Raw genomic sequence first — 25,046 nt, forward strand, 5'->3', positions numbered from 1 at the left:
CTCAGCCCTTGACCGAACCGGCCGTGAGGCCCTTCATGACGCGCTGGTTGAGGATGAGATAGATGATCAGGGTTCCGAAGACGCTGACGCAGATGGCGGCGAAGAGCGGGCCGTACGCGACCTGACCGTAGTTCCCGGTGAAGTTCAGCAGACCCACCTGGATCGTCTGAAGGCTCTGGCTGTTCGTGAACGTCAAGGCAATGAGGAGGTCGTTCCACAGGAAGAAGAACTGCACGAGCGCCACCGTGAAGACGGCGTTGCGAACCATGGGGAACCCGACCGACCAGAACGACCGGAAGATGCTCGCGCCGTCGAGAGTCGACGCCTCAAAGATCTCCCGCGGGATCGCGCGGAAGTAGGTCGCCATCATGAAGACGGTCAGCGGCATGCCGGTTGCAGTGTAGGTGATGATCAGCGGCCAGAGCGTGCCCGTGAGCTGGGTCTGGAAGTAGATGGTGAAGAGCGGCAGAAGGATCATCTGGCCCGGGATCATAATGCCGGCGAGGAAGATGAGAAGAACGGTTCCGCGCCCCTTCCACACCATCACCTCGAGGGCGAAGCCTGCGGCGACTCCGAAGAGAATGATCAGCGCAAGCGAGGGGAAAACCGTCAGCACGCTGTTCTGAATGTACTGGCCCATCTGGCCGGTGGTGAACGCGTCGACGTAGTTGGAGAACTCAAGCGTCGTCGGCAGCTTCCAGAACGGATCACTGAGGAACTGCGCCTGCGTCTTGAACGAGCTCTGAAGGGTCCAGAAGAGCGGGTAGATCTCGATGATGAGAACGAACGCGATCACGATACGCAACGGCAGGCGGCGCAGGAATCGGGTGACGGCGGCAGCGGGGCGAGGAGGCGCCGTGGTCGTCGTCTCCGGACGGCCGGATTCAGTGATGATGTCGGTCATGGCCCTCATCCCTTCGTGAGATCGCGTCGCGTCGAACGGAAGATGAAGATGGTCACAACCAGACACAGCAGCGTGAGCATGAATGCGATGGTGCTTCCGTAGCCGTAGTCGCCGTACGTGAACGCGGTCTGGTACATGTACAGCGTTAGGGGTGTCGTCGCGTTCCCTGGGCCGCCGTTCGTGAGCGCCAGCACCGAGTCGAAGACCTTGATGGTCCCGTTGATGCTGAATATCACGGAGGAGAGAAGGACTGGCAGCGAGAGCGGGATGACGATGCTTCGCACAAGTCGCCAGCCGCTTGCGCCGTCGATGCGCGCCGATTCGATGATGTCGTCGGGTATGTCGACCAGTCCCGCGTAGAGCAGCACGGCGTAGAAGCCCATCGAGCGCCAGATGTCCATGATCACAATGACCCAGAAGGCCGAGTCCGCATGGCCGAACCAGTCGACGCTGGCGATTCCGAACGCGTTCAGCAGGCCGTTGACCGGCCCGGTCTGCGGTGCCGACTCGAAGAACTTCTGGAAGAGCAATGCCACGGCCACGGTTGGCAGCACGACGGGAAAGAAGACGAGAGTGCGGATCGTGGCAGAACCCTTGCGTAGCCAGAACTGGTAGAGCAGCGCGAAGAGGTAACCGAGTACGACCTGGCCGACGGTGAGAACGACCGCGTACTTGATGGTGAAGCCGAACGCCTTCCAGGCGGCGGGATCCAGCGCAAACTTCACGAAATTGTCGAAGCCGGCGAAAGTGAACCCGGTGACGATGCTTCCATTGAAGAAGGTGTAGCCAAGAGACCAGAAGATCGGAACGAGGATGACGAGGCTGTATACCAGCAGCGCCGGCCCGACAAGGATGACGATCGCGCGTTTGTCCCCGAGGACGCTCTTCATATATTTACAACTTTCGGATCAGGGCAGAGTCGGTGCCGGGGCGGGGCGGTTTCGCCTTCATCGCCCCGCCCGGGCACCTCCGCGGTGAGAACGTGTGCGGTCTACTGCGCGTCCTGAACGAGCTTCATGAACTGCTCTCCGCTCAGGCTGCCCGAGACGAGCCCGGCCGCATTGCTCTGGCTGACCTGCGTGCGCTTAGCGGAGAACAGCGCCTCGAACCACAGCACGCTCGACTTCGTGTCAGAAACCTTCTGCTGCACGAGCTTGGTCAGATCCGACAGATTGTCCGGGACCTTGGTCACCTTGAAGCCGGAGACGACGCCGCCGTTCGCAAGGGCGAGGTCGCCGTAGTTGTTCGCGATGCACTTGATCCACGCTTGCGTCTTGGGGCCGTACTTCGACTGCGAGAACATCACGGGAATACCGATGTTCGAGGGAATGTCGTCGATACTGCCCTTGCCGCCGGTGACGGCCGGGAACGGCATGAAGCCGATGTTCTCTTGACCGATCTGATCCTGTTTCGGGTCGGCGAAGTTGGTGAGAGACCAGCTGCCGTTGTACATCATGGCCGCCTTGCCGGTCAGGAACGTGTTGAACATGCCGTTGTAGTCGATGGAACCGACGGATGAGCCGAATGCGCCGTCCGCACCGAGCTTTGCTACGGCGTCTGCCGCCTTCACGTACTCATCGTCGGTGAGCTTGGCCGAGCCGTCAGCGACCTTCTGCATGGCGTCAGTTCCAAGGTCGCGGTACAGATAGCCGCTGATGAGCCGTGTGATCGGCCAGCCGTCCTTGCCATCCGTTGAAATGGGCTGAACACCGGCGGCGTTGAGCTTCTTCGACACGTCAACCAGCTCATCCCAGGTCTTCGGGATCTCGATGTTGTTCGCTTGGAAGATCTTCTTGTTGTACCAAATTCCTTCGATGTTGAACTCCGTCGGGAAGACATAGGCGTCGTCGGTTCCGTAGAGCTGCTTGATGGTCGACATCGCTGCAGGCAGGATGCTGCCTGAGTCGCTGCCCAATGCCTTGGTCACGTCTACGATCTTGTTCGCCTTGATGAACTGCTTCATCAGGTCGGGCGTGCCGGATGCCGTCGACATCGTAGGCAGGGCGTTCTGGCCGGCGAGGAGCTGGAGCTTCTGATCGACGGTGGTGCCAGGCGTTGTCGATATCTTGAGCGGCTGCGCCTTCTGCTCAGCGGCGCATTGATTCTTACTGACGATCTTCAGCACGGTTGAGATCTGCGTGTTCGTGTCAGAGCTGAGGTACGCGAACTCGGCGCTTTCCTTCTGAGAGCCGGATCCGCCGCCGGACGAGCACGCGGAAAGTGCGAGAGCGCCGACTCCGATGAGCGCAAGCGTTGGGATGAGGCGACGGGAGCGCCTCTTTGCTGCTGTGGTCACAATTCCTCCTTGAACGGCGACGCCTCCGGGTTGTGAAGCGTTTCATAGAGGAGAATCACATATACGCTTGGGGTATGTCAACTGTCGTTTGGTAACAATTTGAAGCGCTTCATGAATGTCGGCATGATTTGATCAGGAAAGGCCGGTAGATGCCGTGATGCACGAAGCGGCCTTCCGGCGGGAAAAGCAGACGTCATGTGCGAGCATTTCCACAGCAGAGCCGGCGGCGAAGATGGCCGCCCTATGAACGAGGTGCAGAGATGTCCGACGCGACCCGCAAAGGCACGGGACGTGCGCAGCCGAGCATGTCAGACGTTGCCAAGCTGGCCGGCGTCGCCATCGGAACCGTATCCAATACGCTGAACAGCCCGGAGAAGGTCACTGAGGCGACCAGAAGGCGGGTCATGGCCGCCATCGCCGAGCTCGGCTTCGTGCGCAATGATGCGGCTCGCTCGCTCGCTGCCGGCACAAGCACCACCGTCGGCCTCGTTGTTGCGGATCTCGGCAACTCGTTCTTCGTGGATATCGCACGAGGCGCGGAAGCCACGGTGCGTCAGCACGGAATGAACCTGCTCATCGCCAACAGCGACGTCGATCTCGCCAAGCAGTCGAACAACCTCGCTGTCTTCGAGCAAGCGCGAGTGGCGGGCGTGCTGCTCGCGCCCCTTGACACCCCATTCGTCGAGGTGTCCGCCCGCCTGACATCCAACACACCGCTCGTGCTCGTCAACTACGAGTCCCGCCGCAAGCTCTATTCCGGGGTGGTCGTCGACGAGCGACGCGGTGGATTCCTGGCGGCCCGACATGTGCTCGACCTCGGCCGACGGCGACTACTTTTCGTCGGTGGGCCCCTGAGTCTGCGCGCCGTTGCCGAACGGTACGAGGGCGCCCAGCGCGCTGTCGCTGACGTCGCGGACGCCACGCTGGACCTCGTCGAGACGCACGGTCAGAACATCCGGCATGGGAAACAGGCAGCACGCGAGCTCGTCGCTCGCAGCAATCCGATCGCCATCGATGGAATCGTCGCGGCCTCCGATCTCCTCGCCATCGGAGTCATTCAGGTGTTCGACGAACTCGCTGACTTCGACGTGCCCGGGGATGTGGCCATCGTCGGGTATGACAACAACCACTTCGCCTCAGAGAGCAACGTGCCCGTCTCGACCGTCAGCCAGCCAGGCGAGGAAATGGGGCGCCTGGCAGCCGAGCTGCTCTGTGAGGAGATCGCGGGAACTGCGGCGCGCGACAAGCAGACCGTCGTACTACAGCCCCACCTTCTGCCGCGCCGAAGCAGTCTCGGTGATGCGTGGCGCCGCGATTGAGAGTCAGCCGGTCGACGCGAAATTCAGACGTAGTCCTCCACGCGCCACTCGTCGACCCATTCGATGAACGCGCGTTCACCGTCGAAGCGCAGCGGAAGCCACACGTAGTCAGCCCGGGAGGTGTCCGGCTCCGGAACGCCAAGATCCTCCCATTCGCCCGTGGATTTCCGCCCCGGCCGAAATTGGTTCTCGAAGATCTTGGCGATGTGCGACAGATCCTCGGGTGCGTCGACGGCCCATCGGTCGGCCAAGGCGATGTAGAGATCGTCATGCACCGGATGCTTGAACACGGATGAGATCTGGGACCGATACGAGGTACGCGACGCATCCGCTGGGTGAAGGTCGCCGAGCACAGTCCACGGTCCGTGGTAGCTGCGGGAGACCGCGACTTCGGAAGGGTTAGGGAAGTAGCCGGTCGTACCCGAGGTCAGCAAGTAGTGCAGGCCGTTTCGCGAGAAGTGTGCCGGCGCCTCGCGCACGAACGGGGGCTGGATGAGTGGAAAGTGAGTGGAGTAGTACCCGGTCACGTCAGTGAAATCGTCGCTCAGGTCTGCGCAGATCATCTCGCTGTGCACGCGTTCGAAGTAGTAATACCCCTTGCCGTCCACCGGGTCGACGACAAGGTCGAAGTCACCCGCACTCATTCCGAGGGGCCGAAGCCCCGTGCGTACTATCTCGTAAGGCCCGAGAACACTGTCTGCCGTGAGAACAGTCGACGCCTGCGTGCCGTCGCGGCGGTCCATGATCTTCAGCCAGCAGACGTACTTGCGGCTGCGTGGATTGAAGATGATGTGCGGGCGATCCACGAGCGACGAGGGATGCAACGGATGCGACTCGTCGTGAGGAACCGGCGGGATAATGAGGCCGAGGTCCTGCCAGTTGTAGAGGTCCGTCGAGGAGTAGCAACGGACTCCCCAGTGCCAAATGCCGTTCCCCGGCGCCGTCTTCTCCTTGTTCTCTCCGTACCAGTAATACGTTCCATCTACGACGATGATCGATCCGCCGTGGGCATGGATGCGCTTGCCCTGCGTATCGAGCCAGGGAGCCCCCGGTCGGATGCTCGTGCGAAACTCATTGCCCTGATGCGCCTTCGTGCGATCCACCATCGTCAGCCTCTCTTTGTGTCTTCATCGGGACCCTAGCCTCCGAATTGACCCGGGTCAATACGGTAGCGTCATGAACGGGAGAATGATGATGTCAGAACTACCAGGCGGCACCGAACGATCCAGGGTCACGACGGCGGACGTGGCGCGAGAAGCCGGAGTCTCGCGAGGCACGGTGAGCTACGCCCTCAACGGCGACCCCGATTCGAGGCTCCTCGAGGCGACGAAACAGAAGGTGCTCGACGCAGCCGAGCGGTTGGGATACCGCCCTTCGGCTGCTGCTCGGCTGCTCGGCGGAGGCCGCAGCCGTACGATCTTGTTTCTGTCATCGACCGATGACGCGATCAACCCGCTGATGACCGCGTACGCCGAGGAATTGGCCAGAGAACTGGCCACTCTCGGCTACGGCCTCCTTTGGCAACCTGCCTTCGTGGGCCTGCCTCGGCCTGCGAACGAAATGTCGCCGGCTGTGGTCATCACGTCGCCTACTGAGAACGATCCGGAGTTCGCTGAGCTCGCCACCGGATTTCGCGTACCCGTCGTCACAGCGCTGCCCGGTCGCGACGAATTCATCGCTTCGGCAGCAACAATTCAGGTCGAGTTCCTGCTGGGAAGGGGCTACGAGGCGCTCTACTTTGCTCGTCCCGACGGCACGAACGACCGGATGGTCGAGCTGCGCCTCGCTGCCGCCCGGCGGGCCAGCAGCGCGCCGGTTCACGACGTGCCGTGGCCGGGCGACAGGGCGAAGGCCAGCCGTCTGGCGGCGCGGCTCGCCGGCTGGGCGCGTGTTCCCTTCGCCGTCTGCGCGTATAACGATGACGTCGCCCTTCAGGTTCTGGCGGCAGCAGCAGACGCAGGAATCACAGTGCCGGACGCCTTCGGCGTCATTGGCGTCGACGACACATTCGCGGCACGATACTCAACACCTGCCCTGACGAGCGTTTCGTCGAGCCTTGCGCACTTTGTTCCCGAGTTCGCCCGCCACCTGGCTGCGCTGGCACACGGAGCGATCGCGTCAGAGGTGCGCCTTCCGCTGAACCGTGAGGTCGTGGTCCGAAGCAGCACCCGCTGAGAACCGGTCAAGCCAGTCGGCGATGCGGGCGATGCTGCGCTGGGCCTCGGGCGTATGCGGGCGGTCGAGATGCCCGTGCGTGCTGCCGGGCTCGACGGTGACGTTCACCGGAACTCCGGCATCCATCGCCTGGCGCGCGAACTCCTCACCGGAGTAGCGATGCTCGTCGCGCTCGGAGTTGAGAATGAAAAGCGGCGGCATTCCCGCCAACTGCGCGTGACCCGCGTAGGCGTATGGGTCGCCGGCGCTCTGCTCGGCGCCCAGATAATTAGCGGCAATCGCGCTGACCAGGCCCTGCGGAAACCGCTCGGCCGGCGGCAGGGTCTCGGCCGCCGCTCGCGCTTCGACCGAGGGCTCAGGCAGTATCTCGTGAACCAGTGGGTACACCAGCACGAGCGAGGCAGGCAGAGGGCCCTGGCCGTCGCGCAGCCGAACGCCGACACCCGCCGAGAGATTGCCGCCGGCGCTGGCGCCGCCCAGGTGCATCGCACTAACGCTCACACCCAGTTGGTCGACGGCCCAGTTCCAGGCGTCGAGCAGGTCGAGAGACGGCACGGGAAAATGCACCCCGAACAGCGCCTTGGTGTACTCGACCGACAGCACGGCGAATCCGCGTGCGGCCAGGGCGAGGGAGACCCAGTTGGCCTCCGGCATATCGAGGTTGCCACCGATGAAGCTGCCGCCGTGCGCCCAGACGAGCGCGCCTCGCGGTGCGCCCGTCGGCAGGTAGAGCCGTGCGGCGATGTCCCCGTGACGCACCGGCACGCGGATGTCGCTGAGCCGCACCGTGCCGAGCTGCGGATAGCGCGCCGCAAGCGACGCCGTGTCGACATCCGTGCGTGGATCGGGAGCGGAGGTGCCGCTCTCGAGGCTGTTGATGACGTCGGCAAAGGCGGCAGCAGCATCCGTAGCGTTCATCGTTCTCCCCTATCGATGTCAAGAGTAGAGGGCGGGCCATCAGTGTCGATGGCCCGCCCTCGTGGGTTCGCAGCGCGAGTCAGCGGCGCCCTACTTCGCCGTGGCCCAGTCCTCGGTCCACTTGCCCTGCACCGCCTGCTCCTTGCTCCAGGCGATGCCATCGTCATTCAGCTTCTTCAGTTCGTCTTTCAGCGATGTCGTGCCGAGGAGATAGCCCTCGTACTTGTTCTGTGCGGCGATCGCTGCGGGCGCCTGGAAGAGTCCACCCTGGCCGAGGGGAGGAACGGTGGCCCAGTCCCCGGTGCTCATCGCTTCGAGTCCGGGAGGGGCCGTCAGGCCGGTCACAGCGGGGATGCCGCCGGTCTTGTTGAGCCAGGACTGGATCTTGGGACTCGAGACGTACTGCAGGAACTTGATTGCTGCCGCCCGCTTCGCACCCTTGATGTATGCGGGGATCATGTAGGCGGTTCCACCGGCGGTGACGCCGAACTTGGCCGGATCCCCTGTTGCGAGGCTGGAGTCGCTCTGTGAGAGTGTCGGGAAGGGCAGCGTGCCGAACTTGAAGCTCGCATCGGCGAGCCCGGTGGTGGCGAAGTTCGTTCCCCAGGCCATCGCGGCCTTGCCGCCGGTGAAGTCCGTGCCACCGGTGAAGGCGCCCTGCGACTTGATTCCCGACCAGTTCGGGGTTGCACAGGCGTCGTAGAACTTCTTCATCAACTTCAACACCTCGGCCGAACCCGGATCGGTCGTGACGTTGAGTTCACCCGTGAGGTAGGCGTGAGCGATGCTCTTCTTCGTCACAATATCGGCCTTGCCGGCGCTGCCGTCCGCGGCGAACTGGTTGACCTTCTCTGCTTCGGGGTTCAGCAGCATCGAGCCCAGCGCGACGTATGTCCAACCGGCGGGCAGGTTGCCATTGTCCGTTGCGAGCGGCGCGAAGCCCGCGCTCTTGATCGCGGAGCAGGCACTGAGGAATCCATCGAAGGTCTTGAGATCCGAGGCATCCACCTTCGCCTTCGCGAGAATGTCCTTGTTGAAGTAGATGCCGACGGCGACCAGGTTGAACGGAATCGCCTCGTGGTGACCGGCAACGTTGATCAGCTGGGTGGAGTCCTTCCAATACTGCGGAATGAAGTCGTCGTTCCAGGACTTTCCGCTGTCGGAGAAGGGGTTCTTCTTCTTCAGAGCGTCATCGAGCGAGAGAACCTGTTCTGGGGTGTGCGTCGTCTGGTTGAAGATCAGCTCGGGGGCCGTGCCGGCCGTCAGTTGGGCAGCGGATGTCTGCGCCCACGACGTAAGCGGCAGCACGTTGGTCTTCAACGTGATGTCAGGATTGTCTTTTTCGAAGTCGGCGACCAGCTTTTCCCAGGCCGGCCCGAATGTGTTCGCATCGCTCGTGAACTGATTGGGTCCGGAGAGGGTGATGGTCACCTTTCCCGAGTCGCTCGCGGCCGGCGAGCACCCGGCCAGCGCCGCCATCGTGCCGAGCGCGGCAATGGATGCAACCGCTGCAAGCCGAACTCGCCTGCGCCGCAACGCCTTCGTTGTAACTAGCATGCTTCCTCTTTTCTTGGTGTGATTCGGGATTTCGTGTGTTTCAGGTAGATCAGTAAATCGTTTCATTTTCAGCCAGAACAAGGGCCATCCGACTCTGCGCGAGCGCGGCTCAGTGAGCGCCGGGTACGCCCCCTTGCACTCCGGCGAGAAAATACTTCGACAGGAACGTGAAGAGAAGAACGAGGGGGAGGCTTGCGAGCAAGTAGCCGGCCATGAGCGGACCATAGTCCGTGACGTTCTGACCCTGGAAGAACTGCAGGCCCACCGAAACGGTGCGCAGGTTGTTATCCGAGATTACGAGCAAGGGCCAGAAGAAGTCGTTCCATACCTCGCTCACGGTGATCAGCGCGATCGTGCCGAGTACGGGCAGCGAGAGGGGCAGCATGACCGAGCGGTACATGCGCGCCCCGCTCGCGCCGTCCAGGCGCGCGGCATCGAAGAGCGTCTGCGGTATGCCCTCCACGAAGTTGCGGATGAGAATCGTGCCGAGCACGACACCGCCGGCCGTGTACGGGATGACGAGAACGATGTAGGTGTTGAGCAGGCCTAGGTCTTTCATGATGATGAAGAGCGGAATGAGGTTGGCCAGCCCCGGCACCATCATGAGCACGAGCACCGCGCCGTAGATGAAGCCCCTACCCAGAAAGCGGTAACGCGCGAGCACGAAGCCGGAGATCGATGCGATCGCCAGAATGAGCACGATGGAGACCACGGCGACGACGGCGGTGTTGAGAAGATACGGCGCGATCTGCTCCCATGCCACTGCATAGTTCTCGAAGTGCAGTGGAAACGAAACCTGCCAGAAGCTGTCGGCGAACTGCTGGTTCGTCTTGAACGAGGTGACGACCATGAACAGGTACGGTGCGAGAGAGACGACGGCGAGAATGATGAGAATCGTCTTCAGCCCGACCTGGCGAGACGCGCGCGATCGACCGTCGGGCCGGGTAACGGATCGAGTGGTGGTCACCGTGCGGGCTTGGATCGTGGTCACATTGCACCTCCGTCGGTCGTTTCCGAACCGCGTTTGCGCGCCAGCACGACAACCGCGCTGATCACGATCGTGATGAGGAACAGGGTCGTCGACAACGCCGCTGAGTAGCCCCAGTCGCCGCCCGAGAAGGCCACGTTGATCATGCGCAGAATGGGAACCATCGTCGCGTTGTCAGGGCCGCCCTGCGTCAGTACATAGGCGACGAAGCCGTACTGCAGTGTTCCGACGACCGCGAGGAACAGCAGGATGCGAACCTGGCTGGCCATGAGCGGCAGATCGATCTGCCAGAACCTGGCGAAACGGCCCACACCGTCGAGCTGAGCCGCCTCGAGCACCTCGGTCGGAATGTTCTGCAGGCTGGAATAGAAGATCAGGAACGGCAGGCCGGCGATGAAGGGAAAGCCGACGAAGAGCAGGGAAAGCAGCGCCGTGCTGTTCTGTCCCGTCCAATTCTGGGCAAGCGCCTCGAGCCCGAGCGCCTTCAGTGTCTGGTTGATCACGCCGTCATTGGGGCTGTAGAAGAAGCCCCAGACCAGGGCGGTGACCACGCCGGGAAAGGCCATCGGAATGATGAGCAGAGTACGCATCGTGAACTGCCAGCGCAGGCTCTTCAGCGATATGAGAAGTTCTGCGGCGAGCAAAGGCAGTACCCAGGAGACAACCGCGAAGACGAAGATGAAGCCGAGATTTCGGAAGGACGTCCACCAGATCTGGTCATGGAGCATCGTGACGTAGTTGCCGAATCCGAGAAACGTCGATTCTGCCGCGGGCTGCCAATGGAAGAACGACCAGAAAATGGCAGAGACGGCGGGGTAGTACGCGAACCAGCCGATGATGACGGCCAACGGAAGCAGAGCGAGATAGATCCACCAGCGCACCGACGGCCTCCGCTGCGCCCGCGCGGAATTCTGCGTATCGCCGGAAGGCGAGACCACTCGTGACGGAGCATCGAGCGTAGCCACCACTATGGGCACCTCACCGTCGAGATCGCTGGGATAAAACGTTTCATCATAATGACGCATGAAGCGGCACCTGTCAACGGTTCGGCCGGAATAAATCGATTCACTAGTTCTTCCTCACCACGTACGCTTTGCCGTGCTGAACCCGACTTCACCGAGGTGAAACGCCGAACGGAGGTCGCTTTGGCTCGGGTAGACCGCCAAGGCGTTCTCCGCGTCTTCCTCGCCGTATTCCAGCCCCACCTCGATCGCGACCACCGTCGCGTCTTCGGCGATTCCGCTGGTGTCGACTGCCACTCGATTCCACCCGGCGGGCCACGCCGTCGACGAGCTCGTCATGGTGTCTCCGTTGCTCAGCTGGAGACGGAGAAGCGGCCTGGCGGATCGGTTCGGCCCCTCCATGCACTGATCGACAAATGCGTACACGAAGCTGGTGCCGGCCAGGGGAAGTGGAACGCGCGGCGTGATCATGATGGTCGGGGCATCGCCATCCGCGCCTCTCGTGCTCACCACTTTCAGCACCGAGTTCTCAGGCTGCTCGTGCGGGATCGGCATGCACGCGAGCACCTCGAGCGTTTCGATCAGGGGATCGGCCCGACCTGGAACGACCAGGGCGTCGGCGAGCAGATTTCGCGAGCCTCGTACATCGTCCGCCGCGAGCGTGCGGGAAGGACGCCCTGCGAGCCCCTGTGCCGGCGGTGTCGGCGACCCGATGCCCCTCACCTCGACCTCACGAGTGTGCCTGCCGGATGCCAGCACCGCCTCCTCGTGACCACCGATCTCCAGAGTGCACTCGCTACCCGGAGGCACGGAGATCTCGAGCCGCGCATGTTCTCCGACCCGAGAATACGAGAATGAAACCGGGCCGCGGACCGTCTCGGTGCGCAAAGCGAGTTGCGTGACCCCGTCGACGAATTGGGGCGACAGCCGGAATCCGGAGTACCCAGGCGCGGTCGGTCGAAGCCCGGCCAGACCCTCCCATGCCCACGCGGCGAAGGGGCCACCGAGGCCCACGTGGTTCAGGGACCCGGTGCCCGTGTTGGTCGGGTCGATCCACCAGCATTCCCAAAACGTGCCGGGCCCCGAGCGCAGCATCGCGCCGACCCCGGGAGATTCGGGCTGGAGAAGAATGTCGTGGACCACGTGTGATTTGCCCAGCATGGTGAGCGCCCTCACGACGGTACGAGTGGTGGCGAAGCCACTGGACACGCGGTTGCCGCGTTGCCGAATGAGTGCGACGAGGCGCTCTCCAGCAGCATCCGCTTCCCGGCCGGTAAGGATGCCCGCCTCGACGGCGACCGCGTACGACCCCTGCGAGCCATTGCCGAAGGTCCCCGTGAGCGGGTCGAAGAACGCGTGACGGGCGGCGGAGCGCAATTCGGCCGCCGACTCTCGGCGTTGCGCTGCTGCGTGCGCATCGCCCGTTGCCTCCTCGAGATCGGCGAGCGCCAGCAGGCAGTCGATCACGGCCCCGGTGTGATGGATAGGTGGCGGGGTCTGTTCGAGGGCCAGCCAGTCGTGGCCATAGCTGATCGGCGAGCGTGAGATGACGCCGTCACCGCCGGTGCAACTCAGTTGGAAATCCGCCCAGCGACGCAGCGTCGGAAGCGCGCGTCGCACGAGCCGAAAGTCGCCATAGTGCAACAGGTGGCCGAGCAGCACTCGATGCAGTGCCGAGCCCCAGACCGGGTCGGAGGGCATGCGGGTCGTATGCAGGTCCGGGGAAACCGCCGGCAATTGCCCGTCTGGTTGCTGACTTGTCTCGAAGTCGGCCATCCATTTATCGAGAAATGCCGCGCTGTCGAAGGCAGCCAGTTCGTACTCGGCGACCGATGCTGTGTCGCCGGTCCACGCGGCCTGCTCACGCGTCGGGCAGTCCTCGGGCACGCCGTGCACATTGTTCAACAGCGTTCGCGATGCGGTAGCGAGCAACCTGTCGATCGTCGGGCTGTCCGTCGAGAGGGTTCCTGATGCGGCGAGGTCTGTGTGCATCGAGTACGCAGTGACGGTGGCGATCGCGTCATCGGCAAGACCGCGCACCTCGATGTATCGAAACCCGAAGTACGCGAACCACGGCTCATGCGACTCCCCCGCGACTCCGCCTGCCACGTATTCGACCACCTGGCGCTCGCGGCCGTGGTCGTACGGCATGGTCAGGTTCGTCGTGTCGATGTGGCCGTCGCCGCCCACATGCTCACCGTGCAATACGCGAACAAGCGTTCCCGCCGATACGTTCGCGTGAAGCACCAGTTTCGACCGACCTGCAATGTTGGTTCCGACGTCGAAGAGACGAGAGCCGGGAGAACGACCGATCTCTTTCAGACCGAAGGTCTGGACCTCCCGCAGCGGCGGCGTGGGATCAGACGTGACGTTGGTAGGCGCGGTCGCCGCCGAGGCGGGCACTCGCACCGCGTTGACGGCGACCGGAGCCTGCGGCGGAGGCAACTGCGGCGCACGAGATCGCGCATCATGCCGTTCGAGGTAGAACGGTTCATCAATGGTGACCGTCGAAGGGGTGACGGTGGAATGCGGGCCAGGCACTATGCGCGTGACCGAGCCGCCCTTGTGCCAGACGACCAGTTCAGCGAGCAGCCGAGGAGCCCTGGCAGTTCGGGCCCAATCACCCAAGCCGACGACGAAGGCGAGCGAGTTCTCACCGATCGCGAGCAGATCAGTGAGGTCGTAGCAGCGGAAGAGCGCACGAGCGAAATCGGTACGGGTCGGATCCATTCTGTCCGGATTAATGACGGAGCCGTTTGCCCAGGCGCGAACGACTCCCTGGCCCGTGAGGTAGAGCCGGGCCCGCTCGACCGGCCGCACAAGGCTGAACGGTGTATCGATTCGGGACAGGTGAGCGACGTCCAGCCACTGCGCCGACCAGTCGGCAAACGTGATCGGTCCCGTCTCCAGTTCCGACGTGGCCCAGGGAGACCACCGCGTCGCCTGATCCGAAACGCGCACTCGCCAGGTGTAGAGCGAGTAAGAAGACAGGTCGCGGCCGACCGTGACGTCGGTCGCGCCTGACCACACCCGTCCGGACTTCCACACCGCACTGCCGGAGGGGTCGTACACCTCAACCTCGAAGCCGAGGGCGCCCGAGTCGCCGAGCTGCGAAGGGACCTTCCAGCCGAGCACCGGCGAGCGGGATACCACCGTCGGCACGAGACGCTCGTCGCCCACGAACGCGGTGGGACGCCCGTCCACGACAAGCGCGAACGGGGCAGCGACCGCAGACGCATGATCGCTCTCCCGCGCGACGCTGTCACGTGAGTCACTCACGCTCGGTTGAATCATTTTTCGGCGAGTTCCTCATCGTTTGACATCGTCGTCACATTTCCCGTGATTCGGTGAAACGTATCACAGTTTTGGCCATTGAGACTGCGCTCTTTTCCCGGATTTCACACCGTCTCCGCGTGATTAATCGATATGATTCCGGCAGAGCATGGCCCTTCTGACCAACAGGAGTTCGGCCGGGACACAGAGGTGGCGCAGTGGTCAGCATTCGGGACGTCGCGATGCGGGCGAGCGTTTCCATCGGCACGGTATCCAAATACTTGAACACGCCGCATCGCGTGGCGCCCGACACCAAGAAGCGCATCAGAAAGGCGATCAACGAGCTCGGGTATGTGCGGAACGAGGCTGCTCGGCAACTGCGCGCGGGCGAGAGCAAGACTCTGGCCTTCGTCGCTCTCGAATTGAACAACCCGTTCTTCGGCGAGTTCGCAGACGCGATGGAACGGCGAGCCGCCGAGAACGGGCTCTTCCTCTTCATCGTCGGCAGCAACGGCGACCCCGAGCGCGAGGGGCAGTACATCGAGATGTTCGCGCAGCAGCGCGTATATGGCGTGATCCTGGCGTCGGGCCTGACTCGACAAAAGGAACTGGACCTGCTGTTCACCAGGCGCATACCGACCGTCCTCGTCGATGCGTATGCCGCGACCGACCGGTTCTCATCCACCTCCGTCGATGACTTCCTGGGTGCCGAGCGGGCAGTCACGCACCTGATCGAACAAGGCTGCCGCTCCATCGCCTTCATCGGCGGCGAGATCCAGATTCATCAGATCGCCGAGCGCCTGCGCGGTGCTCGGTCCGCGGTTGACGCTCACCCCGGCGTACGACTCGACGTGATTCCCACGGTCGAGCGGTCGGTGCCGGCAGGTCTCGCGGTCGGCGAGCAGCTGCTCGGCAGACCACGCGCCGAGCTGCCCGATGGGATCTTCGCGGCAAACGATTCGCTGGCAATGGGAATCATGCAGGCGATCTCGTCTGAATCGGAGCTTCGCATTCCCGAGGACGTCGCCATCGTGGGTTACGACGACATCGACTACGCGTCATCCGCCGGTGTGCCGTTGTCAACGGTTCGGCGGCCTCGCGAGGTCTTCGGCAGGAGCGCCGTCGACCTTGTGCGCGACCAGGCCGAATCAACGGAATCGCTGCCCGTACGCAGAATCGTCATTCAGCCGGAACTGATTATTCGTCAGAGCTCGCAACGGTAGTCGACGTCGACGCGCGCACGATCAGTTCCGGCTGAAAGACCACCTGTTCGTGCGCGAAGTCGCCCGTCGTCGCCGCCTCACGCAACAGAAGGTCGACGGCCGTCGAACCGATCAGGGCGCTCGGCTGGCGGATCGATGAGAGCGGCACGACCGATGACGACGCGAACGCGATGTCGTCATAGCCGATCAGGGCGATGTCTTCCGGCACCCGGATGTCGCTCAAGATCATGAGACCCTGCAGCAGGCCAACGGCGAGCAGATCGTTGGCCGCAAAGATGGCGTCGGGGCGCTCGCTCTTCGGCCTGGCTCGGATGGCCTCGCCGACGGCCCTGCCCTGAAGAACCGTCAGGGACTCCGTCTCGATGACCTCGATCGTGACGGTGGAATGCTCGGCAAGCGCGCGCCTGGCGCCTTCCAGGCGATCCGAGACCTGACGGATGCCGGCAGGGCCGCCGACGAAGGCGATACGCCGCCGCCCGATCTCAACCAGATGGCTCACCGCCATGTGCCCGCCCGCCACGTCGTCTACGGCCACCGACGAGAAGGTGGCGTTCTCGGCCTGCCGGTCGACGAGCACGGTGGGAGTGCCGCGCTCCCTCAGCCGCTCAAGACGCGGAACAACGTGACCGACCGGTGTGATCAGGAGGCCGGCGACCCTCTGTTCCTCGAAAAGCTCGAGATAGGAGCGCTCGCGCTCCGCATCCTCGTCACTGTTGCCGAGCAGCACAGCGAGCCCATCACGCAACGCCCGCGCCTCGGCGCCCCGAGCGAGGTCGGTGAAGAACGGGTTGCCCGCGTCGAGAACGACCAGGCCGATGCTGCGACTGCGGCCGGCGCGAAGCTGGCGGGCCGCATCGTTGCGCACGAATCCGAGTTGCTCGATGGCCTCGCGCACGCGAACGACGGTGGCCTCGGTCACCTTGTCTGGCCGATTGAGAACGTTCGACACGGTACCGACCGAGACTCCGGCGAGCGCCGCAACCTCTCGAACACTTACCGACACGCTCGCTCCACTTCGCCCTGACTCGATCGCTGCTCGGCATGTGAGGCGAACGTGACCTCATTGTAAGGATTCAGCGTCGTATCCACACGCCGCCGATTATGATACGTTTCACCCTAACGCGACGAGCGCCTCGAATCGTGTCCCACCGACACGGGGTGTTCGCGCAGCAGCGCAACGCCCCTTCATCGGTGAAAGGTCGACAAGGTGACGAGAGCCGCCGACGCCTCCCCGGTGCCTACGAACCTCCGCGCGCATGGCCTGCCCCCGTCCGCTGCGCACTCGCGTGTGCTCAGCGTCGTCGGCACGAGGCGGCCACCGCTCTCGTGGGTCGTTCCGCTTGTGCGAAACGGCCAGGCCCAGTCCGCCTACCAGATTCGGGCGTCGTCACACGATCGTCCTCACGAGGATGCCGACCTGTGGGACAGCGGAATGATCGACTCGGCCCGCAACAGCGGCGTCGCCTGGGGCGGCATTGCCATTCCCCCGCACACCCGTGTCTGGTGGACCGTGCGCACCCAGGACGAGACCGGCACCACCTCGGAGTGGGCGCAGCCTGTGCCCATCGACAGTGCCGCCTATTCCCTTGCCGACTGGCACGCGCAGTGGATCGGCGTTGCGCCGACGCGTCGGGCACGCATCGACGTTCCCGCCTTCCCCTCAGTGGCAGCGGCGCGAATCTCGGTTGCCGGCTGGGGGCCGACACGCATCTCGGTGAACGGCACCGTCGTCAACCCGGACGATCTGGGTCCAATCGACTCGTCGCTGCAGCGCGCCACCTCCCGCAGCTACGACGTAACCGACCTGGTCGCGCAGGCGCATGGGCCCTTCGAGCTGTCGATCGCGGCATCGCTCGGCCACTACAGGCTTGTGCTCGAGCAGGCGCGCGTGCTCGCCGAGCTGCGGGTCACCCTCGCCGACGGGCAGCAGCGGGTCATCGGCACCTCCGGCGACTGGCTCAGCTCGCCGAGCGGAGTCACGACCGATGATCCGTTCTATCTCGAAGAGCACGATCCGGCCTCCCCGTCTCGACCAGGCGAACACGCTCCGGTCGTCGTCGTGCCGCCCGACGCCTCACCCCCGCCGCCCGCGATCGTCGTGCCCAACGTCGGGCCCCCGGTGCGCGTGGTGCGCGTCGCGAAGGCGACGCTCCTCGCGCAGCCGGCCCGAGGCATCCGCGTCTTCGACCTGGGCGAGAACGTGGCCGGGCGCGTCGCCCTCCAGCTCGACGGCGTCAGGCCCGGGCAGCGCGTCACGTCGACGCAGGGCGAGAAGCTCACACCGGATGGCCGAGTGGATACGACGAACATTCGGCTGCCGGCCGACCGGGAGCGGGAGCGGCAGGTCTTCGCCGTCGTCTGCGACGCCGAGCACGTCGAGGCCAGCCCGTGGTTCGCTGTTCACGGGTTTCGCTACGTCGAGGTTGGCGGGCTCGATGACGACGCGAGCGTGACGGTCTCGGCGCGCGTTCTGCACTCCGACGTCGACCGGACCGGAAGCGTGACCACGAGCGTTGCCGAACTGAACCAGCTCGTCGACTACGCCGTTCGCACCCAGCTCAACAACACGCACGGCCTTCCCGAGGATTGCCCCACGCGCGAGCAGGGCGGCTGGACCGGCGACGCGTCTGTCTCGGCAGAGGCCGCCCTGTCGCATCTCGACATGTCGGGCGTCTACCGCAACTGGCTCGCGGATGTCGCACTCGACGCCGGAGCCGATGGCGACATTCCGGGCATCTCGCCGCACCTGCAAGGCGAACACGGACGGCAGCCCGCCGACCCGGTGTGGGGCTCGGCCATGACCGAGATTCCGTGGCAGCTATGGCGAGACACGGGCGACACCTGGCAGATCGAGCCGCTGCTGCCGACCATGCGCCGCTGGGCCGACTGGCAGCTGACGACACTCGTCGACGGCGTGGTCAGGAACGCCCCCATCAGCTTCGGCGCCGACTGGCTCGCCCTCGAGCAGACTCCCCCGGTCGTGCTTCAGACCGCGGCGGTCGTCGTCTCGCTTCGCGCCCTCGCCGACCTCGAAGAGGCTGTCGGCAACGCGGATGCCGCGGCAGCACGCCGCGCGCAGGCCGACGCCGTCGTCGCCGCCGCCCGGCGAGCGTTGCGCGATCCCGTCGAGGGTACCTGGGGCACCGATTCCCAGGGATCGAGCGCCGTCGCGTTAGTTTCGGGCATGGCCGACGAACGCGACGTCGACGGACTCCGTGCGCGGCTGCGCGCTGCCGTGCACGCGCGGGGCGACCGGCTCTCGAGTGGATTCGCGGCAACCAGGGCCGTGGTTCGTGCGCTCGCCGACGCCGATGGCGGCTCGAGCCTTCTCGCCGCCGTGCGGCAGAGAGAGCAGCCGGGAATCGGCGCGATGCTCGTCGACGGCCCCGGCACGTTCTGGGAGACGTGGTGGATCGACAACGAGAACGTGGGCGTCGCCTCGCTCGACCACATCGGTCTCGCCGCGCCGTTCGCCGCGTGGGTGTGGCGCGATGTCGCCGGACTTCGCACCCTCGAGCCGGGCTTCAGACGGTTCGCCCTTGATCCGCGCCTGCTGAATGACGTATCGAGTTGTGAGTTCACGCGCGACACCGCTCGCGGAAGAATCGCGGCATCCTGGCGGCTCGACGACGGCGTCTACCGCGCCGAGCTTGCCGTGCCGGTCGGCAGCATCGCCGAGGTGACGTGTGCCGGCCAGGGCCCGGTCATGGTCGACGGCGGTCGAGTCGCGACCGAAACGGATGCCTCCGGCAGGCGGTACGTCACCGTAGCGTCCGGGCAGCACACCGTGACCGTCGAGCACGTCGCACCCCGCCCGGCTGTAGAACCGCGTCAACCACGACCGAAGCGAGCGGATGTCGGCGACATCTGGCTCTCAGACGGCAACACGAGCCGGTGGATCCCCCGCGACTCCCGCCTCACGGTGACGGTCGCCGACACCGATGTCGTGTGCGCTCCGGTCTTCCACGAGCCGATACCGGCGCCGACTCTGGATGTCGGCATTCCCGACTTCGAGGCGAACGCGACGCAGTGGCTCGTTCTCGAGCACGATGGACCCCTCGATCTCTCGCGCGCCGCCTTCGCCTTCGCGAGCTTCGACGTCGACAACCCGCAGATCGTCGGCCGAGCGGTGCGCATCGCGATGCGGTTGACCAGCGAGACCGGCGAGTACCGTGAAGCGCTCGCCCGCCCGCTTCCTATCGCGTGGAACCGGGTGGCGGTCGACCTCGAGGGCTGGCCGGGGCGCTCCGCCGTGAGCGAGGTCGCGGTCGGCATCCGCTGGAGCGATGAATTCGACACGGCACTCGGCCCTCCCCTGCCTCTGCCGCCCCCACCGCGCCCGTTCTCGTTCCGCCTCGGCCGAATCGGCTGGACGAGCGCCCCACGAACATGGTGATGACACCAAAAGAAAGTGACGACATGACCCCCGCTGAACGGCCGCTACGGCTCGGATTCGCCGCACCGATGTTCGCTGCGCCCGGCATCCCGACCCTGCGCACCCCCAGCCTCGAGCGGCTCGACTGGGCGCAGACGCTTGCTGCCATACGCGAGGCCGAAGCGCTCGGCTACGACTCGGTCTGGTTCTCCGATCACCTCTTTCACGGGCGGGGCGGCGAGTTCCTGGAGAGCTGGACGACGCTCGCCGCCGCGGCGGGAGCGACCGAGCGCATCCGCCTCGTCAACAACCACCTGGGCATCAACTACCGACCCGCGCCGCTGCTCGCGAAGATGGCGGCGACCATCGACGTGATCTCGGCCGGCCGCTTCGAACTGTTCGTGTCGCACGGCATGCGCGAGCGCGAGCACACCAGCTACGGTTTCGGTTGGGAGCCGGATGTCGCGCGGCGGGTGGCGAAGCTCGACGAGGCCATCGAGGTGATGCGGTCGCTCTGGTCGGGCAAGCCGGTCGATCACGACGGCGAGCACTACCGATTGCGGGGCGCGCTCAGCACCCCGGTGCCCGCGCATCCGATCCCCCTCTGGCTGGGCGGCCCCCTCAGCGATCCCGTCGCCATGCTCATCGCGGCGCGCGCCGACGGCTGGAACGCCCTGCCTGCCTCGCTCACCGAATACGCCGCGCAGGCCGAACGCGTCGACGCCGCATGCCGAGCCATCGGCCGCGACCCGAGCACCCTGCGGCGCAGCCTCGAGACGCAGGTGCTCATACTGGGCGACGACTCCGAATGGAACGAATGGATGCTGCGCTGGGCCGAGTTGCGCGAGAGCGCCCCGCTCGGCTTCGCCACCTCGGACATGTTCCCGAACGGAACCGCCATCGACGATCCTGCCGCGCTCACGGCCGCCTGCGTCGACACATTCATCATCGGAACCCGGCGGGAGGTCGCCGCGAAGCTCGCCGCGTACCGCGACCTGGGCGTTGACGAGGTCGTGTGCTGGTTCATGGACTGGCCGGTGGGAGACTCGCTGCGCTCTCTGGCAGAGGACGTTCGAGCGATGGTGAAACTTGCGTAGCAGAATCGAAACGTTTCAGATAGCATGACTGCATCATCGATGATCGCGAGGAGGCGACGGTGCACAGGCTCGGGATCGCGCTCGTGGGAGCGGGCTTCATGGGTACGCGTCATGTGCACGGTTATGCCGCGCTGCAGGCCGCGGGAGTGGCCAGGTCAGAGGTTGTCGCGATCCTCGATCTGAACCAGGAGGTCGCCGAGCGCGCGGCCGACGAGGCGCAGCAGCTGCTCGGTCGACGACCCCTCGTCTACACCGAACTCGACGCCCTCCTCGGCGACCCGGCGGTCGAGGCGGTCGACATCGTCACAGACCCGCGAACGCATGCGCCTATCGCGATCGCTGCGATGGAGGCCGGCCGCCACGTTCTGTGCGAGAAGCCGCTGGCGCTCACGATCCGCGGCGCCCGCGCCATGGTCGATGCCGCACGGCGCACGGGCGTGGTTCTCGCGACCGGCGAGAACTATCGACGCGGCGGCGCGAACCGTCTCGCCCGCGCCGTGCTCGATGCGGGCCTGCTCGGCACCGTGCACCTCATGCGCGAGGTGCGCATCGGCGGCGACAGCGCCGTCATCATCAGCAAGTGGCGGCACATGAAGGCCAGCGGGGCCATCGGTCTCGACATGGCGATTCACTACGCCGATATCGTCGAGTACTTCCTCGGCCCCGTCGAGACGGTGTGGGGCCGGGGCATTATTGCGGAACCGCTGCGGTTTCCCGCAGACGGCGGCGATGCCATTGTTCCGGATGGCGAGGACTCGATCATCGCCTCGCTGCGTACGCGCTCAAACGTCGACGTGCAGCTCGCCTACCTGCCCTCCGGCCCCGGCACTCGCTTCAGCGAACGGACCGTGCACGGCACCGACGGCTCGATGACCGTGCCGCCGGACCGCACCGACGGCGAGGTCGTCGTCACGCTGGGAGACCGCGTGCTGCGCGGCCCAGACCTCGTCGAGGCGGTGGGCGTGCATCTGAGCCTCTCGAAAGCGACCGTCGCGGTTCTGGGAGCGGACGGAACGGGTGGCAAGGGCGCGCTCTGGTCGGTCGTGGACTCCGGATACCTCGCCGTCGAGATCGATGACTTCGCCGACGCCGTGCAATCGGCGCGGCCCCCGGAGGTCGATGGCGTGGGCGGTATGCGCGCCCTCGCTGTCGTCCTGGCCGTGCTTGAATCCGGCACAAGTGGGCGCGCGGTGACGGTCGACGAGGTTCTCGACGGTTCGGTGCACGCCTACCAGGACTCGATCGATGCGACACTCGCGGTGAGCTCGCGATGACGCTGCCGCTGACGCTGCCGCTGCGTTTCCATCAGACCGCGTTCGTGGTCCGCGACCTCGACGCGGCCGTTCGGCACTGGGCCGATGACCTCGGAATCGGGCCATGGAACGTGTGGACGATGCGGCCGCCCGAGCTGCACGACACCGTGTACCACGGCGAGCGCGTTGCGTTCGGCCTTCGTCATGCCATGGCGTTCTCTGGCGACCTTCAGATCGAACTCGTGCAGCCGCTCGAGGGCCCGAGCATCTTCACCGATCAACTCGAGACGACCGGCGAGGGAGCCAACCACATCGGCGCGATCGTCGACGATCATGCCGCGGCCAGCGCAGACCTGATCGGGCGCGGCTTCGTGCCGCTGCAAAGCGCGAGGTTCGGCGCGAGCGAAGACGGACTGTTCGCCTACTTCCAGCCTCCCGGCATCCCGACCATCGTCGAGCTCATTCGCCCGCCGACCGAGCGCTTCGCGCCAGAAGACACGTACCCGAAGAGCTGACATGCCCGAATCCATGCGCATCGCCCAGGTCGAGATGTTCGCCTCGAACTCCTCCGTCTTCGTGCGCCTCACCACGGAGTCGGGAATGACCGGCATCGGCGAATCGACCGCGTTCGCGTTCCCCCTCGCCGTGGTCGAGGTCGTCAAGGCTCTCAGCGGCTACCTGGTGGGAGCCGATGGCATGGATGTCGAGGCCCACTGGTTGCGCATGTACCGCGCTCTGGGCTGGCGCGGAATCACCCTGGGCGGCGCCATCAGCGCCATCGACCAGGCGCTCTGGGACCTGCGCGGCAAGCGCTTCGAGGAGCCCGTGTGGCAGCTGCTCGGCGGCCGATCCCGCGCGGGAGTGCGCGCGATGAAGGTGGTGAGCACCGGCACGACGGATGAGGTTGTCGCCGCCTCTCTCGCCGCCCAGAACGATGGTTACACGGCGATCAAGGTGCTGCTGTTCCAGCACGAGCACCACCGCATGCGGCATGCCGAGCGCGTCGCGGATCTCGTCGATCGGTTTGCCGCCATCCGCGACGCTGTCGGAAATCGAATGGATATCGGCATCGAACTGCACCGGAACATGCAGCCGGGAAACTCCATCGCCCTCATTGCAGAGCTCGCGCCGTACCGGCCCCTCTTTGTCGAGGATCCGATTCCCCCCGACAGCGCTCTCGCCTTCGCAGAGGTGTCGGCGAAGGTGAGCGTGCCCATGGCCGCCGGGGAGCGCAATACGACCATCTACGAGTTTCGCGAGTACATCGAGCGGGCCGGGATCTCGTTCGTTCGCCCCGATATCGGCATCGCGGGCGGCTTCACCCACATGCGTAAGATCTGCGCGATGGCGGAGGCGCACCATATGGGCGTGATCCCGCATTGTGTGCCGTCCGGGCCGGTCGCGACCATGGCGCACGTACATCTGGGTATCTCGACTCCGAACTGGGAAGTGCAGGAGCACGTGGAGCAGAACGTGGAACCGGTGGTGTCAATGGTGGATCGCATCACGCCCCTGGCCGACGGCTATCTCTACCCCTTCGACGCCCCCGGGCTCGGCATGGCGCTCAACGATGCGGCGCTCGAGGATGCGCCCGTCAGCACCTTCCCGGTCGCGCCAGCGCTGCGCGAAGACGGATCGGTGGCGTACCGATGACGACGACACTCAGGGTCGGCATCGCCTGTCGACCCGAGCTGCGTGACCAGTACCTCGGCGCCGCAGATCTTGCCCGTCTGGGCCGCATCGCCGAGATCAGCGTTGCCGACTTCGACGTGCCGGGCGATACCTGGGGAAGGATCCCTGTCATCGCTGAATTCGAGGACCGCCTGGCGGACTTCGCCTCAGACAAGCACGTTCTTCTCGTGTTCCACGGCGCTCCACGGGTGACCGAACGCGTGTTCGCTGCGGCAGGCGAGCTGCAGGTCGTCGGCGATATCGAAGGCGACCGCTTCGCCGGCCGTATCGATGTCGCGGCCGCGCACGCGGCGGGCGTGCTCGTCGTGGACACGACGCACGCCTCGTCATGGCCCGTTGCCGAGTGGGCCCTCGCCCTGATGCTGATCGGGCTGCGCAAGAACGCGCACTTTCGCCAGATCATTGCGGGCCGCCAGATGAGCCAGAGCGAGTACCGCACGAATCCACCCGGTCGCGAGCTCACGGGCAAGACGGTCGGCCTCATCGGCTTCGGCCATATCGGCTGGCGCCTTCGCGAGTTTCTTGTTCCGTTCGGGTGCCCGATCATCGCGTACGACCCGTATGCGCCACGCGAGCTCGCGGATGCGCAGGGCGTCGACTTCGGCTCGCTCGAGAGGGTGATGGGGTGCGACGTCGTCGTCTGCCTCGCTCCGGCGACACCGCACACGATTGGCATGATCGGCGAGCGCGAGCTCGCGCTTCTGCGCACCGACGCCGTCTTCATCAACGTCTCGCGTGGCACTGTCGTCGACGTCGGCCCTCTCATCGCCCGCGCGGCGCGCGACGACGCCTGGTTCGGGCTCGACGCACACGATCCGGAACCGATCGCCGTCGACTCGCCGCTCCGCGGCATGCCGAACGTATTCCTCTCGCCGCATATAGCAGGGGTGACCGAGGAGGCGCAGCCGCGCTTCTTCAGCCTCATGGTCGATGAGCTCGAGCGATTCGCCTCCGGGCTCGAGCCGCGGGCGCAGATCACCGACCGCGTCGTCGCGGGCAGGGGAGGTGCGTGAC

At 65.0% G+C, this 25,046-nt stretch carries 19 protein-coding genes; 9 read left to right on the top strand and 10 right to left on the bottom strand.

Annotation, left to right across the window (positions count from 1 at the left end; genetic code table 11):
• Window position 1: 1 nt before the first annotated feature.
• The 3 genes from OSC27_RS09550 to OSC27_RS09560 all read right to left on the bottom strand — a co-directional run bounded on the left by OSC27_RS09550 (window position 2) and on the right by OSC27_RS09560 (window position 3,200).
• Window positions 2-904: a carbohydrate ABC transporter permease gene (locus OSC27_RS09550; protein ID WP_267181232.1), complete on the bottom strand. Its 903-nt coding sequence runs from the start codon at window positions 902-904 to the stop codon at window positions 2-4.
• A 5-nt stretch (window positions 905-909) separates the two neighbouring features.
• On the bottom strand, window positions 910-1,794 hold the full coding sequence (locus tag OSC27_RS09555) for a carbohydrate ABC transporter permease (RefSeq protein WP_267181233.1): 885 nt from the start codon (window positions 1,792-1,794) through the stop codon (window positions 910-912).
• A gap of 101 nt (window positions 1,795-1,895) precedes the next feature.
• Complete coding sequence (locus tag OSC27_RS09560; RefSeq protein WP_267181234.1) at window positions 1,896-3,200, bottom strand: ABC transporter substrate-binding protein; 1,305 nt, start codon at window positions 3,198-3,200, stop codon at window positions 1,896-1,898.
• A gap of 260 nt (window positions 3,201-3,460) precedes the next feature.
• Here OSC27_RS09560 and OSC27_RS09565 point away from each other — a divergent pair, with 260 nt between their 5' ends.
• Window positions 3,461-4,519 carry a LacI family DNA-binding transcriptional regulator gene (locus tag OSC27_RS09565; RefSeq protein ID WP_267181235.1) on the top strand — a complete coding sequence of 353 codons (1,059 nt, stop codon included), beginning with the start codon at window positions 3,461-3,463 and terminating at the stop codon, window positions 4,517-4,519.
• 23 nt (window positions 4,520-4,542) lie between these two features.
• Here the strand turns inward: OSC27_RS09565 and OSC27_RS09570 are convergent, their stop codons facing one another.
• On the bottom strand, window positions 4,543-5,622 hold the full coding sequence (locus OSC27_RS09570; RefSeq protein WP_267181236.1) for a family 43 glycosylhydrolase: 1,080 nt from the start codon (window positions 5,620-5,622) through the stop codon (window positions 4,543-4,545).
• On the opposite strand from OSC27_RS09570, the gene OSC27_RS09575 reads away from it, so the two are divergent.
• Window positions 5,612-6,694 (top strand): LacI family DNA-binding transcriptional regulator, encoded by a 1,083-nt coding sequence (locus OSC27_RS09575; RefSeq protein WP_267181237.1) that lies wholly within the window; start codon window positions 5,612-5,614, stop codon window positions 6,692-6,694. The two genes, OSC27_RS09570 and OSC27_RS09575, sit on opposite strands and share 11 nt — an antisense overlap.
• On the opposite strand, the gene OSC27_RS09580 is transcribed toward OSC27_RS09575, so the two are convergent.
• The 5 genes from OSC27_RS09580 to OSC27_RS09600 all read right to left on the bottom strand — a co-directional run bounded on the left by OSC27_RS09580 (window position 6,638) and on the right by OSC27_RS09600 (window position 14,398).
• Window positions 6,638-7,612, bottom strand: coding sequence for an alpha/beta hydrolase (locus OSC27_RS09580; RefSeq protein WP_267181238.1), 975 nt, complete (start codon window positions 7,610-7,612; stop codon window positions 6,638-6,640). The genes OSC27_RS09575 and OSC27_RS09580 overlap by 57 nt on opposite strands.
• Window positions 7,613-7,702: 90 nt before the next feature.
• Window positions 7,703-9,169: an ABC transporter substrate-binding protein gene (locus tag OSC27_RS09585; RefSeq protein WP_267181239.1), complete on the bottom strand. Its 1,467-nt coding sequence runs from the start codon at window positions 9,167-9,169 to the stop codon at window positions 7,703-7,705.
• Window positions 9,170-9,278: 109 nt separating this feature from the next.
• Window positions 9,279-10,160 carry a carbohydrate ABC transporter permease gene (locus OSC27_RS09590; RefSeq protein WP_267181240.1) on the bottom strand — a complete coding sequence of 294 codons (882 nt, stop codon included), beginning with the start codon at window positions 10,158-10,160 and terminating at the stop codon, window positions 9,279-9,281.
• Complete coding sequence (locus OSC27_RS09595; protein WP_267181241.1) at window positions 10,157-11,038, bottom strand: carbohydrate ABC transporter permease; 882 nt, start codon at window positions 11,036-11,038, stop codon at window positions 10,157-10,159. Before OSC27_RS09595 ends, OSC27_RS09590 begins: the two co-directional genes overlap by 4 nt.
• A 198-nt stretch (window positions 11,039-11,236) precedes the next feature.
• Complete coding sequence (locus tag OSC27_RS09600) at window positions 11,237-14,398, bottom strand: family 78 glycoside hydrolase catalytic domain (protein ID WP_267181242.1); 3,162 nt, start codon at window positions 14,396-14,398, stop codon at window positions 11,237-11,239.
• A gap of 212 nt (window positions 14,399-14,610) precedes the next feature.
• Here OSC27_RS09600 and OSC27_RS09605 point away from each other — a divergent pair, with 212 nt between their 5' ends.
• The gene (locus tag OSC27_RS09605; protein ID WP_267181243.1) at window positions 14,611-15,615 is read left to right on the top strand and encodes a LacI family DNA-binding transcriptional regulator; all 1,005 of its coding nucleotides are present in this window, start codon (window positions 14,611-14,613) and stop codon (window positions 15,613-15,615) included.
• Here the strand turns inward: OSC27_RS09605 and OSC27_RS09610 are convergent.
• The gene (locus tag OSC27_RS09610; RefSeq protein ID WP_267181244.1) at window positions 15,590-16,618 is read right to left on the bottom strand and encodes a LacI family DNA-binding transcriptional regulator; all 1,029 of its coding nucleotides are present in this window, start codon (window positions 16,616-16,618) and stop codon (window positions 15,590-15,592) included. The two genes, OSC27_RS09605 and OSC27_RS09610, sit on opposite strands and share 26 nt — an antisense overlap.
• A 231-nt stretch (window positions 16,619-16,849) precedes the next feature.
• On the opposite strand from OSC27_RS09610, the gene OSC27_RS09615 reads away from it, so the two are divergent.
• The 6 genes from OSC27_RS09615 to OSC27_RS09640 are packed head-to-tail and all read left to right on the top strand — an operon-like array spanning window position 16,850 to window position 25,045.
• Window positions 16,850-20,011: a family 78 glycoside hydrolase catalytic domain gene (locus tag OSC27_RS09615; RefSeq protein WP_267181245.1), complete on the top strand. Its 3,162-nt coding sequence runs from the start codon at window positions 16,850-16,852 to the stop codon at window positions 20,009-20,011.
• A gap of 23 nt (window positions 20,012-20,034) precedes the next feature.
• Window positions 20,035-21,087: an LLM class flavin-dependent oxidoreductase gene (locus tag OSC27_RS09620; protein ID WP_267181246.1), complete on the top strand. Its 1,053-nt coding sequence runs from the start codon at window positions 20,035-20,037 to the stop codon at window positions 21,085-21,087.
• A 59-nt stretch (window positions 21,088-21,146) separates the two neighbouring features.
• Complete coding sequence (locus OSC27_RS09625) at window positions 21,147-22,361, top strand: Gfo/Idh/MocA family protein (protein ID WP_267181247.1); 1,215 nt, start codon at window positions 21,147-21,149, stop codon at window positions 22,359-22,361.
• Window positions 22,358-22,855 carry a VOC family protein gene (locus OSC27_RS09630; RefSeq protein WP_267181248.1) on the top strand — a complete coding sequence of 166 codons (498 nt, stop codon included), beginning with the start codon at window positions 22,358-22,360 and terminating at the stop codon, window positions 22,853-22,855. The genes OSC27_RS09625 and OSC27_RS09630 overlap by 4 nt, the downstream gene beginning before the upstream one ends.
• Before the next feature lies 1 nt (window position 22,856).
• Window positions 22,857-23,993: a mandelate racemase/muconate lactonizing enzyme family protein gene (locus tag OSC27_RS09635; RefSeq protein ID WP_267181249.1), complete on the top strand. Its 1,137-nt coding sequence runs from the start codon at window positions 22,857-22,859 to the stop codon at window positions 23,991-23,993.
• The gene (locus tag OSC27_RS09640; RefSeq protein ID WP_267181250.1) at window positions 23,990-25,045 is read left to right on the top strand and encodes an NAD(P)-dependent oxidoreductase; all 1,056 of its coding nucleotides are present in this window, start codon (window positions 23,990-23,992) and stop codon (window positions 25,043-25,045) included. The genes OSC27_RS09635 and OSC27_RS09640 overlap by 4 nt, the downstream gene beginning before the upstream one ends.
• Window position 25,046: the final 1 nt, after the last annotated feature.

The organism is Microbacterium sp. STN6 (genome assembly GCF_026410545.1).
Lineage (GTDB): Bacteria > Actinomycetota > Actinomycetes > Actinomycetales > Microbacteriaceae > Root112D2.